The organism is Paenibacillus hebaui, assembly GCF_051934385.1.
In the GTDB taxonomy this organism is placed as follows: Bacteria; Bacillota; Bacilli; order Paenibacillales; family Paenibacillaceae; genus Paenibacillus.
Window position 1 is genome coordinate 1,290,838 of the sequence record NZ_CP196836.1, and the last position, 13,562, is coordinate 1,304,399.

Below are 13,562 nucleotides of genomic sequence, written 5' to 3' on the forward strand. Positions count from 1 at the left end.
GAGGCTGGTCATAGACCAAGCCTCTTCATACGATTATAGAGCGTTGCTCTGGAGATGCCGATTTGTCTGGCGAGGGTTCTTTTGTTGCCCCCAGCTTTTCGCAGATATTGCAGCAGAAGTTCTGACTCATAGGTGTCCATTCGTTCCTGGTAGGATAGGGCGGCGTTTGCGGAATCGTCTTCTTCTCCTTTGGAGGTTGTAGTGGACGCTTCCATACTTCCAGAGTGTAGAGATGGAGAAGAGTCTGATTCCGGGTCGAACCGGGAATGAAGTTGTATTTGCTCGTCCGATAAGTATGCTTCCTGCTCAATGGCTGATGTAAGTGTGTCGGGCAGGTATTCCGATTTCACTTCACCTTCCGTGGTCAGGATGGTGAGGCGTTCGATAACATTTCTTAATTCCCGCACGTTGCCGGGCCAATTATAATGGAATAAAAGCTTGAACACCTCGGGCGGAAGCAGCTCGATATGACGGTTGTACAGCAATGAGAACTCTTGCAGGAACGTCTGTGTCAACTCGTAAATATCTTCCTTGCGCATCCGCAGGGGAGGGATGACGAGGTTAATGACATTCAGTCGATAGTAGAGATCTTCCCGGAATTGATTGCGTGCAATCATATCCAGCAGATTCTGATTGGTCGCAGCGATAATCCGGAAATTTGCCTGTTTCATACGTGTCCCGCCAACCGGGAAATAACTCTTTTCCTGCAATACCCGTAGCAGCTTCACCTGAAGTTCCAATGGCATCTCACCAATTTCGTCCAGAAAAAGGGTGCCGCCTTCGGCAAGCTCGATTTTTCCTTTTTTACCTTTGGGATCAGCCCCGGAGAAAGCACCTCTCTCATAGCCAAACAACTCACTCTCAAACAATGAAGCAGGAATGGCTCCGCAGTTAATGGCAATGAATGGGGCGGTCTGCGGTTCACGCAGATCGTGAATGGCTTTGGCGAATAACTCCTTACCCGTTCCACTCTCACCAAGAATAAGTACCGTAGCTGAGGTGGTACTGATCTTGCGAATAGTCTCCAGACACTGTTTGATGATAGGGCTGCTGCCCTTGATTTTGACAAAAGGATCTGAATTAGGACGTAGCCGAGCAACGGCTTTCTCCAGATGTTGGACTTTGGAGGTCATATGTAATAGTTCCTGATGTAATCGGATTTCGGTTGTTATATCCACTTCGGCAGCAACTGCACCCACAATATGTCCGTCCAGTTGGACCGGGCGAGCATTAATCAGGGCGAACATGTCGGGCCGGGGCTGATGCTGTTTGCGATAGACCGATTCGCCTGTATATAACGTCTTGAGAGACTGGAGCCGATCGGGCGGAAAGAAGTCCGCGGCGGGTTGTCCGATGATCTCTTTTTTGCTGATCGAAAAAACATGCTCCGCGCCAGTTGTCCAGTAGGCCACCTTCGCGTCCTCATTAATTAATGTCAGAGCTGAGCCTGCTGTTTCCAGCGTTGTCTCAAAATAAGCTTCCATCAGACGATGGGCATGCATCATTGCTTGCAGAACATCGGATACAGCGATATATCCCAACAGGGGTCCATCATCCTGAATGTACAGATAAGAACATGTATCGAATAGGGGGATGGCATCTGCCAGTGATGTTGATGACGGGATGATGGGTGGGGAGAGACCTGAATCCAGAATACCCATATCTGTACGTAATAAAGACATTAAATCTGGAAGTAAATGTTTCATCGGAATCACCTCAGTTGGAGCATAACTTTCGGAAACTACACCTGTTACAAGAGGTACTTGAAATTTGTAGGAAAATGGAAATGAATTGAGCAAAAGATAGTTACCCATATTATAGCTTTCCAAATGAAGTGTGTATATATTTTTTGACATGAAGCATACATGTGACAGTCGAAAATAATGGGATTGTGTATTTGTTATTACTGAAATACGCTTTCATTTTTTTAATTTAGAATTAATTGTTGATTATTACTATTTAGTTAGAAATGGAGTCAGGTACTAGTTATTAAAACTGACATATCAAACGGAAGAGAAAGTGATCTGCTTTCATGATTACATGTGCAGTACCAGCAGTTAGATATTCATGAGCATTACAGACAATAATTCGTTAATCCTCGTTAATTCCACCCTGTTTACTGGGCAGGTTAAGTGATTCTACATATTGACCTTAATTTTGTCCACACCATTAAAAATCTTCTGAATAATGCTATACAAAGGACTGAACTGTTTCCCGTTTGTAGCTTTCCTTTGTGTGATGAGAGATACCGAACGTTGGCAGGCAAGAATGAACGCATTAATTCAAAGGAGAGTGAAGATATGGCGATTCTATCAACGGGTCCTATTGAAAATAATATTTCAGGGATAACGGGTGCCCGGCCGACTCAATTCGTCACAGTCAAAATCGATAACCGGAATGCGACAGATTCGTTCAATGTGCTTCTTAGGGGCTATCACCTCAATGGGGTTAGGACGTTATATGTAGAAGAACTGCTCACGGTGTTGCCTAATCAGGTTATAACCAGAGACTATAATGGCAATTTTGAAGGGTTCGAGTTTGTATTTTCGACCACAAACACGGCTGCTCCGGAAGCACAAATTTCTGTCTGGGGCAAAGATGCTCAGGGCGAGTTGGTGATCGCTCACCGATTGGTTTCGCAGGAGTTGCTGGGTGAAACTATAGAGGCGGTGGGCGTAACTGGTGCTACCGGTGCAACAGGTGACACTGGAGTTACAGGTGTCACTGGAGTAACAGGGGCAACAGGTGGCACCGGGGTTACAGGAACGACAGGTGTCACGGGAATAACAGGAACGACAGGCGCCACTGGAGTAACAGGAACGACAGGTGTCACTGGAGTTACAGGAGCGACAGGTGTCACTGGAGTAACAGGAACGACAGGTGTCACTGGAGTTACGGGAGAAACGGGTGTCACTGGAGTTACGGGAGAAACGGGTGTCTCTGGAGTTACAGGAGAAACGGGTGTCACTGGAGTTACGGGATCAACAGGTGTCACTGGAGTTACGGGAGAAACGGGTGTCACTGGAGTTACGGGATCAACAGGTGTCACTGGAGTTACGGGATCAACAGGTGTCACTGGAGTTACGGGATCAACAGGTGTCACTGGAGTTACGGGAGAAACGGGTGTCACTGGAGTTACAGGAGAAACGGGTGTCACTGGAGTTACGGGAGAAACGGGTGTCACTGGAGTTACAGGAGCGACAGGTGTCACTGGAGTTACGGGATCAACAGGTGTCACTGGAGTTACGGGAGAAACAGGTGTCACTGGAGTTACAGGAGCGACAGGTGTCACTGGAGTTACGGGAGAAACGGGTGTCACTGGAGTTACGGGAGAAACGGGTGTCTCTGGAGTTACAGGAGAAACGGGTGTCACTGGAGTTACGGGATCAACAGGTGTCACTGGAGTTACGGGAGAAACGGGTGTCACTGGAGTTACGGGATCAACAGGTGTCACTGGAGTTACGGGATCAACAGGTGTCACTGGAGTTACGGGATCAACAGGTGTCACTGGAGTTACGGGAGAAACGGGTGTCACTGGAGTTACGGGATCAACAGGTGTCACTGGAGTTACGGGATCAACAGGTGTCACTGGAGTTACGGGAGAAACGGGTGTCACTGGAGTTACAGGAGAAACGGGTGTCACTGGAGTTACGGGAGAAACGGGTGTCACTGGAGTTACAGGAGCGACAGGTGTCACTGGAGTTACGGGATCAACAGGTGTCACTGGAGTTACGGGAGAAACAGGTGTCACTGGAGTTACAGGAGCGACAGGTGTCACTGGAGTTACGGGAGAAACAGGTGTCACTGGAGTTACGGGAGAAACGGGTGTCACTGGAGTTACGGGAGAAACGGGTGTCACTGGAGTTACAGGAGAAACGGGTGTCACTGGAGTTACGGGAGAAACAGGTGTCACTGGAGTTACAGGAGCGACTGGTACAACAGGGCAAGGTTTGTCCTCTTACGCCTATATTTTTAATACTTCAGCTCAAACTGTAGCTATAGAAGCGGATGTAATCTTCGACAGCAACGCAAATCTTACCGGTATTACTCATACGCCCAATACCGCTGGAATTATTATTGGCAATGCTGGGGACTATGCGGTGTTTTTCAACGTTGCAGGTGTGCAGGCAAACCAATTCACCCTTTATCAAAACGGTGCCCCTTTAAGTGGTGGTGTCTACGGTTCAGGAGCTGGTACTCAGCCGAATCCAGGAATGATCATTATCACTGCCGCTCCAGGTGATATCCTGACATTACGGAATCATTCCAGTGCATCAGCTGTTGGTCTGCAAACACTGGCAGGTGGAACACAGACCAATGCTAATGCTTCTATTCTTATTCAACAATTAAGCAGTTAAATCAATCTGTTTATCTATGAAGCAGAACAAGGAATTGACTGCCTGAAGGAGGGAGTTATATAGCTGTTCTATCAACGGGACCTATTGACAATAATCCAGTTCTTGGTGTGAATCCTTCGAGTTTTGTGACGGTGAGGATTGTGAACAGGGACTTGGTTAATAGCTCAGATCTTCAAATATCCGGTTATATCTTGAATGGTGGTAGAACGTTGTATGTAAGTGAGTTAATCGAAGTTTTGCCTAACCAAGTAATCACCAGGAATTATACTACAAACTTCGTTGCCTACGAGTTCGTATTCACCGTCAGTGGTCTAGCTGCCAATGTGACTGAGATTTCGGTATGGGGGAAAACATCTTCCGGTGAACTGGTAGATGCGCATCGATTGGTATCTGCGGAGCAATTAGTTTCGGGATGAGAGATTAAGAACGTTGGCGAGACAGCTCAATGGAAAGTGATTCCATGTAGCGAGGGAATTCCAAGCTTCCGTTTGAATGTGTCCAGAAAAATAGACATTTCAATTTGAGGATGCTCATTTTTTAGACATTAGTGAATCGTAGTGGGAGAGGGGACATTCCTCTGGACTGCTGTATGGACAGTAAAAACCATGTTGCCGGGACAATAAGATGGCAGCATGGTTTTTATTTTTATCGTTGTAAGTTAGTTATATTAATACACACGCGGCGATTATCGGAACATGTTTTTGACAACCATCCAGAGATTGGCTGGTTTCTCAGCCAGACGGCGGGTGTAGTAGGGGTACCACATGGTGCCATAGGGAACGTAACAACGAATGCGATAACCTTCTTTTGCCAGACGCTCCTGCTCGTTCATGCGCAAACCGTACAACATCTGAAATTCATATGCATCCGGGGAAATTCCCCGATCCTTTGCGTACTGTTTGGTCCAGGAAATAATGTGGTCATCATGCGAGGCAACCGCAGTGTACACGCCCTGATCGAGATGATTGCGAATCATCGTTTTGAATTGATCAATCACTTCAGAAGTGTTCTGATAAGCTACGGATGCAGGCTCCTTGTAAGCACCTTTGACCAAGCGCAGCCGGATGCCTTCCCGAATCATATCCCTCGTATCTTCCTCGGTACGGTGCAAGTAGGCTTGCAGTACTGTACCTGTATTATTCAGTCCTTCCGAGTGCAAACGGCGCACGATATCCAGAGTGGCTTGGGTAAACGGGCTATCCTCCATATCAATCCGTACAAATAAATCATGCAATTTGGCTTGTGTAGCAACGGTACGGATATTTCGATAGCCCTCTTCCGGGTCAAGTGCGAGGCCCATCTGGGTTGGTTTCAGCGAGACGTTGGAGTCTGCCCCTTCACGTGCAATGCCTTCTACCAGGCGTACGTACTCATCCCTATATAATGCCGCTTCGCTCAGGCGGGTGATGCCTTCGCCCAGATGATCGAGCGTTGCCATAATGCCTTTGTTATTGAGTATGCGGATCTCTTCGAGAGCTTCTTCCAAAGTGTTTCCTGCAATAAACTTGCCTGCCAGCTTCTTACCATATTTGATGGACAGGTTCTCCACAGCTTTATTACCTGCAACGGTCAGCAGTGTTTTGCGGTACATCTCCGTTCCGATACTCATCAGGTTTCCTCCTTATGGATTATGCTTCTATATAACAAAGTTACCAAGCAATAATCATGCCAAGAGTGTACTGAAAGAGAAGAAAGCAGGCGAGAATTGCAAAATTCATTATTTTTTCAAAAAATATCCTTCTTCAACCGGAGTTGGCACGGATCTTGCTACATATATTGGGTGATGAGTAAAATGCATGGCAATTCAGGCTAACAGCCAGCGAACCCCACATCCTGAAGGAGGAATCATTCATGAATATCCCTTTTGTTAACGAACCATTCACACCCTTTGCAGTTCCAGCTAACCGGGAAGCATTTGAGAACGCGTTGCGTCAGGTCGAAGCTGAACTTGGACAGGAGTACTTCATTATTATCGGGGGTCAAAAAATAACAAGTGCCCGCACGTTAACTTCCGTGAACCCTGCCGTCAAGAGTCAGGTTGTCGGAACGATCTACCAGGCGGATCAGGAGCTTGCCGAGCAGGCAATCCAGACTGCTGCTGAGACATTCCGGACCTGGAAACATACGGACCCGAATGAACGTGCCCGATATCTGTACAAAGCGGCTGCGATTATGCGCCGGCGCAAGCACGAGTTCTCGGCATGGCTGGTGTATGAGTCAGGCAAAACCTGGCCTGAAGCGGATGCAGATACAGCTGAAGCGATTGACTTTATGGAGTTTTATGCACGGGAGATGCAGCGTTTGAGTGAGCCCCAGCCGCTCACCCGGATTGCAGGAGAAGATAATGAACTGAGTTATATTCCGCTGGGTGTAGGCATCGTGATTCCACCTTGGAACTTCCCACTGGCTATTATGGCGGGTATGACCTCGGCTGCACTGGTATCCGGTAATACGGTTGTATTGAAGCCTGCCAGCACCACGCCGGTGATTGCGGCCAAATTCATGGAGTTGCTTGCGGAAGTTGGCGTACCGGACGGAGTAGTGAACTATTTGCCGGGACCAGGCAGTGAAGTGGGAGATTATCTTGTGGATCATGCACTCACCCGCTTTATCAGCTTCACAGGCTCCAGAGATGTAGGTTTGCGGATCAACGAACGTGCAGCACGTACTGCTCCGGGTCAGAAATGGATAAAAAGAGTGATTGCAGAAATGGGTGGTAAAGACTCGATTGTGGTGGACAGCGACAGTGATCTGGAGTTGGCTGCGGAATCCATTACAGCTTCGGCATTTGGGTTCTCCGGCCAGAAGTGTTCTGCGTGCTCTCGCGCCATTATTCATAAAGATGTATATGACGAGGTATTGCAAAAAGTGATTGAACGGACCAAACAGTTGACCATGGGCAGTCCACTTGAATTTGGCAGTCAGGTAGGTCCTGTTATCGATGACAAGGCATATGCCAAGATCACGGAATATATTGAACTCGGCCAGAGTGAAGGGCGTCTCGTGCTCGGAGGCGGTACGGGGGACGAGGAAGGTTATTTCATTGAACCCACCATTATCGCTGATGTGGACCCGCAGGCGCGAATTTCACAGGAAGAGATTTTTGGACCTGTCCTGGCTTTTATTAAGGCGGAATCCTTCGGGGATGCATTGGATATTGCCAACAATACCGACTATGGCCTGACGGGGGCAATGATCTCGCGTAATCGCGAACATCTGGAGCAAGCCAGACGGGAATTCTTTGCGGGCAATCTGTACTTTAACCGTAAATGCACAGGCGCTCTGGTGGGAACACATCCCTTTGGCGGATTTAACATGTCGGGGACGGATTCCAAAGCAGGTGGAAGAGACTACCTGCTGCTGTTTACACAAGCGAAGCTGGTTTCGGAGAAATATTAAGTTGAGCTATGGGGCCATGGCCCGCTGACAATCGTTTGGTTTGTGTGCTATCATTTCCTGCAAATGGTCTTGTTCGTCAGTAAAATGGAGTATCCTGAGCAATCATAGAGGAGGGAGACGGATGTTAGGAATTCAGTTGGTGCAAGAGGGACGTATGCGATTATCCATTACGCCGGAGATGAAACAATCCATTCATTTGCTTACCTTGTCCGCACAGGAATTGGCTCGTTATTTGCAGGAAGCCGCAGATGAAAATCCGTTACTTGAACTGGCAGAACCCACTGTTCTGCGTGCCCGGCTCCCTCGTCGATTGAATCAGGGGAATTTCTCTTCTTATGATCCGTTGTTACATGCAAAAAGGGCTGAGCCTACGCTCGAATATCTGCTCACCTCACAGCTTCGGTTGCTGGGTCTCCCGTCTGCATTGGAGACAACAGCGGTGTATCTGGCTGGTTGTGTGAATAATAATGGCTATCTCACCATGGAATTAGTTGAAGTTGCATCCATTCTGGGGCTGCCCTGTGCTGAGGCCGAAGCCGCTCTGGACATTCTCCAATCCCTTGACCCGGCAGGGGTAGGCGCACGCAGTTTGCAGGAATGTTTGTTGCTTCAGATCAAGCGTGATCCGTATGCTAATCCTCATGCGGAGCGGATGGTGGTGGAGGGACTGGAGCAATTGGTTCGTTTCCATCCGGGCAGAGCAGGAGCCCGACTGGGGATGACTTCACAGCAGGCACATGAAGCATATGACTACATTACCCGTCTGGACCCAAAACCGTGCCGATCGATGGGCTGTGTGGAGCGTCCGCATTACATTATTTCCGATGCCGTTGTGGAGATCAGGAACGGAGAGATTTCACTTCGCTTGAATTCAGCGGGTGTGCCAAAGGTATCTCTGAATGAAGCTTGCTATCGTTGGACCAGGGATGCCGAAGCAGACCAGGTCTGGTCTGAACGGGCAGCAGAGGCGAGAGCCATCATGCGCAGCATGCGCATGCGTCGCCAGACTCTGATGCGTGTCCTGGCTGCAGTCATGAGTGAACAGGAGCCCTTTCTACGTGAAGGCCCTGTGGGGCTGAAGCCGCTCAATCTTGCCGTTATTGCTGAGGTCATCGGGATGCATGAGTCGACCGTCAGTCGTGCAGTAAACGGCAAATATGTTCAGACTCCGCACGGGGTGTTTGAGCTCAAATCTTTTTTTGCCTCAGGTATTGGTACGGCGAATGGAGAGATGGCCTCTGCGGCAGCGGTGAAGCTCAGATTGAAGGAGCTGATTCATTCTGAATGTGCAGAACGCCCTTATTCGGACAGTCAGCTTACAGCGTTGCTTACCAATGAAGGCATCGTCATCTCACGTCGTACGGTGGCAAAGTACAGGGAAGAGCTTCGGATTTTGCCTTCGATTGAGCGTAAACGCTGGGCGTGAACTCCTGCTGGCATCGTATAAACAAGCAACCCCCGCGAACCGAATTCATGGTCTGCGGGGGTTGCTTATTTGCATTTTTAATAACGGTATAACTCTAATATCAACTTACAAGCGTTCCATATTACGCAGGAAGTGTTCTCCTGCAATCCCTGGCGTGGTCATCTGTTCTGGATGCAAAATCTCTTCCAGTTCGACCGGTGTCAGCAGACCCCGTTCCAGAATGATTTCCTGCAAAGATAGACCGGTTTTGAGGGCTTCCTTCACAATAGATGCTGCCACATCGTAACCAAGATGTGGATTCAAGGCTGTAATTACGCTGAAGCTCTGTTTCATGATCAATTCACAGCGCTCGCGGTTCGCTTCCATCTCTTCCACGGCATAACGGGTAAAGACGTCGATACCATTATTCATGATTTTTAGCGACTGCAGCAAGTTGAAAGCAATAACCGGGCCCATGACATTCAGCTCGAATTGACCGGCTTCACACGCCATACAGATCGTATGGTCATTCCCCATCACCTGGAAGGACACTTGATTGATTACCTCAGCCATAACCGGATTGACTTTGCCCGGCATGATGGATGAACCTGGCTGACGCGGTGGCAGGCGTAATTCGTTGAATCCTGCACGCGGACCTGAGGCCATCATTCGAATATCATTACAGATTTTGGACAGACTGACCGCACATACTTTCAATGCGGCTGAAAGCTCCAGATAGGCATCGGTATTCTGTGTGGCATCTACGAGATCCTCGGCCGTTTGCAATGGCAGTCCTGTTACATCGGATAGATGCTCTGTGACCTTCACAATGTATTCCGGTTTGGCGTTGAGGCCAGTACCTACAGCGGTTGCTCCCAGGTTAATGGTGAGCAGGCGGCGATTTGCGTATTGGAGACGCTCTATATCACGTCCAATCACTCGCGCATAAGCTCCGAACTCTTGTCCAAGCCGAATAGGCACGGCATCCTGAAGATGTGTACGGCCTACTTTGACCACGTCGTTGAATTCCAGTTCCTTTTTGCGGAATGCATCTTGCAGTCGCTTCATTGTATCCAGCAACGTTTCAGACAGCCGATAGGCGGCAATGCGCAGTGCAGTTGGAATCACGTCATTGGTGGATTGGGACATGTTCACATGGTTATTGGGATTACAGTGGAAGTAGTCTCCCTTGTTCTGCAACAACAGTTCGAGTCCGCGATTCGCCAGAATTTCGTTCATATTCATATTCATGGAGGTGCCTGCACCGCCCTGAATCGAGTCCACAATAAAATGATCCAGATGATGGCCTTTCATCATTTCTTCAGCAGCCATGACGATCACATCGCCAATTTTACCTGGTAGCATTTTCAGCTCCATATTCGTGATTGCTGCAGCCTTTTTCACCGCAGCAAGAGCCGTAATTAACTCCCGATGTACCGGAACGCCGGTAATGGGGAAGTTTTCTACAGCCCGCACCGTCTGTATTCCGTAGTAGGCATAAGCAGGAATTTCTTTTTCACCGATAAAATCTTTCTCCGTCCGTGTGGACATTGTAGACATTTCGTTCGCCTCCAGTGGCATCCATAAATAGTAAACTCCGGCTGTGCCGAAGCGCACTCAGTATATCATTTAAGCAAAATGGATGCCAAGCTAAATCATTTCACCCGAATTGCCGATAAATAATTAAAAATAAGGATATCACCTTGGCGGATTTGTATTATAACCCGTAAAAGTCGTCTTATTCATTATGCTCTACTCAACGGATAAGTATTTCATGAACAGTAAGATGGGTGGTGGATTGTCGATTTCAGTGATCTATATCACATGTAATTTGGTTATCAATTGGTAAAATGGGAAAAAAGGACTATGAGGTGTGGAGATGAAATGGACTTTAGGCGCAAAAACCGTCGCGGGTTTGGTACTGATTTCACTGATTACATACGGAACTAGCGGCTTTTTTATATTTTTCCTCCAGGACTGGCTCTCTTTCTCTATGCCTAGCTGGTTGTATATTTCTATCGTGCTCGTTATGGGGGTGTGTTGGAATGCAATTTTGGGCTATTTCGCCTCTCGGTGGTTGACTCGTCCAATTGTGCATTTGTCCCGTGCGGCACAACAAGTCTCATCGGGGGACTTGACGGCTGAGATTCCACAGCGGCGTACACAGGATGAGCTTACTGTATTATATGATGCTTTTCGCGTAATGGTTTCCAATCTGAGAAGTATCGTGAACGATATTACAGATAGCACACGTACAACATCGCAGAATGCCCAGTCGCTTAGTGAAGCGATCACCCAGGCAGCAGAGCAGATTGAGATGATGTCGGATGCGGTGGATCATATCGCGGTGGGTGTGGAAGAACAGAAGGTGACTTCGGAGCAGTCGCTCATCACAGCAGATGAGATGTTGAACGATTTCCAGCGTATGCACAGTCAATCCATGGACATGACAGAGATGTCTGGACAGATGGAACGATCGGTGGATCACACCAAGCAGACGTTCTCTTCTCTAATGAAAGGAATGGACGAGCTGGCGGAGTCTCATAATCGCTCTCGTGATATTATGTTGTTACTTGAGAAAGAAGCCTCCGATATTGAAGTCATCACCCAGTCCGTCAAAAGTATTGCCGAGGAAACAGGGTTACTTGCTCTGAATGCTTCCATTGAGGCTGCCCGTGCAGGCGAAGAGGGATCCGGCTTCGCTGTTGTGGCACAGCAGATCCGCAAGCTGGCAGATGAGAGCAAAGAATCGGTGCATCGTATTAATGAACTGATCAGCCGTGTACAATTGCGGATCAGGGAAACAGCGCAGCTGAGTCATGAACAGCATGGACTAGTGGTTCACGAATCAGAGCGTACGATCTCTGTGGATCAGACGTTGCATGAACTGACAGGCACTGTGGAAGTATTCATGAAAGGTGCACATGAGATTGGGTCCAAGATTGCAGAACAGACAGGCCGTGTGGAACAGACACATGATCATGTGAAGAAGATCCAGGGGAAAGCCGGATCATTCTCGGATGAGGCCAAACGAATCATGGATGCCGCGCATGAAGAGACGGCCATCATGCAGGAGATTTCATCCTCAGCTGATGAGCTGAGACAGTTAACGGATCGACTAATGGATAAAACCAAAGCATTTCGGATGCAGCCTTGAGCTGAATCCGGGGTGCTTTTTTGCTTATTTTGGTTAAAGCCGAACATTCTTTCGCAAAAATGAAAATTTGTAAAGATATTTTTATGAAACATTAACAAATTCGCAACGCTTGGGCGATAAATGAAGCTATAATAGGAGTATTCCACTACAAATGAAGGAGCCCAGCATATTGAAAACTTGGACAGGTATCCTGCTGATGATTATTTTGGCGGTAGCTACGATCAGTACAACTTCGGCTGCCAGAACCATGAATGAATCGCAAAAACAGCTTAACATAGATGATCAATCCAGCCAGACCGCAGTGGTCGCGGCTTCCAATATAGAAACAATGAATGAAACGGATGTGGCTACAAAGGAATCGACTCCAATCAAGGAGGACTACGTTTCAGTAGCTCCGGAGAATGAGAACGTAAGATTATACCCGATGAAAGTCGAGGGTTCAGGATATATATATAATGGAATGATTCTGGAAGTGAACGGCAAAACTCAAGAATTCAGCAAATGGCAGGGGGAAGGCGGGTCTTACAAACCCGAAGTGCATGAGTTGGATCTGAATGGAGACGGTAAAAAGGAGATTGTTGTTTTGTTTACGGAAGGTCACGGAACAGGCATCTATTTGGGACAAGCACGTATTATTGATCCGGTGACGCTGGAAGAGATGAAGATGCAATCTCTGGATGAGATTGTAAAGCATCATGTGGATTCAAAAGTCAGTGCTGTGTCAGGCCAGATCGAAATTAACGTTACCGTTGAGGGGGTTCGTGCAGAACCTTCTCTGATAGAGGAAGATACGAGTGAGGGAGTGTATAACGAAGAGCTCAAGTTCGGTGGAGTTGTTTATTACAGTGTGGAGGATGGAAAATTGGTTGTATCAGCATCCGGTGCTTACGGTTTGAGTTTATATGCTGGTGATCTGACCTTTACCTATGAGTATAAAGATGGCGAGTGGAAGGCTGCAGATTTGAAGTACAGCACAGAAGTGTATGAAGAAGAATACTATGAGTCCTTTGATTGAATCTGAGGTGTAGAGAAGAACCGAGATCACTGTAGTTGTGAAAAAAACATATATCTCTCTGTCATAAAGAGACAGGGGAACGGTGAGGCTGAAAAAATTGTGCAAGTTTAGCCTCGCTTTGTGCTGTCCACATTTAGGTCATATTCCAGAAAAATACTATAAAATGATTGATATTACTCCTTTAGTGTTTTAAATGTATAAAGGATGTTACTCTATTATAATTTTCAG

At 47.6% G+C, this 13,562-nt stretch carries 9 protein-coding genes; 6 read left to right on the plus strand and 3 right to left on the minus strand.

Annotated features, from left to right (window positions below):
• Positions 1–8: 8 nt before the first annotated feature.
• Positions 9–1,706 carry a sigma 54-interacting transcriptional regulator gene (locus ACR32F_RS05700; RefSeq protein ID WP_440116978.1) on the minus strand — a complete coding sequence of 566 codons (1,698 nt, stop codon included), beginning with the start codon at positions 1,704–1,706 and terminating at the stop codon, positions 9–11.
• A gap of 594 nt (positions 1,707–2,300) precedes the next feature.
• Here ACR32F_RS05700 and ACR32F_RS05705 point away from each other — a divergent pair.
• Both ACR32F_RS05705 and ACR32F_RS05710 read left to right on the plus strand, forming a co-directional pair.
• The gene (locus tag ACR32F_RS05705) at positions 2,301–4,358 is read left to right on the plus strand and encodes a beta strand repeat-containing protein (RefSeq protein ID WP_440116980.1); all 2,058 of its coding nucleotides are present in this window, start codon (positions 2,301–2,303) and stop codon (positions 4,356–4,358) included.
• 209 nt (positions 4,359–4,567) lie between these two features.
• Positions 4,568–4,774: a hypothetical protein gene (locus ACR32F_RS05710; protein WP_440116982.1), complete on the plus strand. Its 207-nt coding sequence runs from the start codon at positions 4,568–4,570 to the stop codon at positions 4,772–4,774.
• 269 nt (positions 4,775–5,043) lie between these two features.
• On the opposite strand, the gene ACR32F_RS05715 is transcribed toward ACR32F_RS05710, so the two are convergent.
• Positions 5,044–5,967 (minus strand): proline dehydrogenase family protein, encoded by a 924-nt coding sequence (locus tag ACR32F_RS05715; RefSeq protein WP_440116984.1) that lies wholly within the window; start codon positions 5,965–5,967, stop codon positions 5,044–5,046.
• Positions 5,968–6,209: 242 nt separating this feature from the next.
• On the opposite strand from ACR32F_RS05715, the gene pruA reads away from it, so the two are divergent.
• Both pruA and rpoN read left to right on the plus strand, forming a co-directional pair.
• A complete protein-coding gene (gene pruA / locus ACR32F_RS05720) occupies positions 6,210–7,757 on the plus strand; it encodes an L-glutamate gamma-semialdehyde dehydrogenase (RefSeq protein ID WP_440116986.1) in 1,548 nt (515 codons plus the stop codon).
• A 121-nt stretch (positions 7,758–7,878) separates the two neighbouring features.
• On the plus strand, positions 7,879–9,183 hold the full coding sequence (gene rpoN, locus ACR32F_RS05725; protein ID WP_440116988.1) for an RNA polymerase factor sigma-54: 1,305 nt from the start codon (positions 7,879–7,881) through the stop codon (positions 9,181–9,183).
• Between the two features lie 105 nt (positions 9,184–9,288).
• On the opposite strand, the gene ACR32F_RS05730 is transcribed toward rpoN, so the two are convergent.
• Positions 9,289–10,722 (minus strand): aspartate ammonia-lyase, encoded by a 1,434-nt coding sequence (locus ACR32F_RS05730; protein WP_440116990.1) that lies wholly within the window; start codon positions 10,720–10,722, stop codon positions 9,289–9,291.
• A gap of 319 nt (positions 10,723–11,041) precedes the next feature.
• On the opposite strand from ACR32F_RS05730, the gene ACR32F_RS05735 reads away from it, so the two are divergent.
• A complete protein-coding gene (locus tag ACR32F_RS05735) occupies positions 11,042–12,319 on the plus strand; it encodes a methyl-accepting chemotaxis protein (RefSeq protein ID WP_440116992.1) in 1,278 nt (425 codons plus the stop codon).
• A gap of 169 nt (positions 12,320–12,488) precedes the next feature.
• A complete protein-coding gene (locus ACR32F_RS05740) occupies positions 12,489–13,334 on the plus strand; it encodes a hypothetical protein (RefSeq protein ID WP_440116994.1) in 846 nt (281 codons plus the stop codon).
• Positions 13,335–13,562 lie beyond the last annotated feature (228 nt).

Excerpts from the sequence above, each read along its gene's own strand:
- ACR32F_RS05715 (WP_440116984.1), bottom strand. The coding sequence starts at position 5,967 with ATGAGTATCGGAACGGAGATGTACCGCAAAACACTGCTGACCGTTGCA.
- ACR32F_RS05730 (WP_440116990.1), bottom strand. The coding sequence starts at position 10,722 with ATGTCTACAATGTCCACACGGACGGAGAAAGATTTTATCGGTGAAAAA.
- pruA (WP_440116986.1), top strand. The coding sequence starts at position 6,210 with ATGAATATCCCTTTTGTTAACGAACCATTCACACCCTTTGCAGTTCCA.
- ACR32F_RS05705 (WP_440116980.1), top strand. The coding sequence starts at position 2,301 with ATGGCGATTCTATCAACGGGTCCTATTGAAAATAATATTTCAGGGATA.
- rpoN (WP_440116988.1), top strand. The coding sequence starts at position 7,879 with ATGTTAGGAATTCAGTTGGTGCAAGAGGGACGTATGCGATTATCCATT.
- ACR32F_RS05700 (WP_440116978.1), bottom strand. The coding sequence starts at position 1,706 with ATGAAACATTTACTTCCAGATTTAATGTCTTTATTACGTACAGATATG.
- ACR32F_RS05735 (WP_440116992.1), top strand. The coding sequence starts at position 11,042 with ATGAAATGGACTTTAGGCGCAAAAACCGTCGCGGGTTTGGTACTGATT.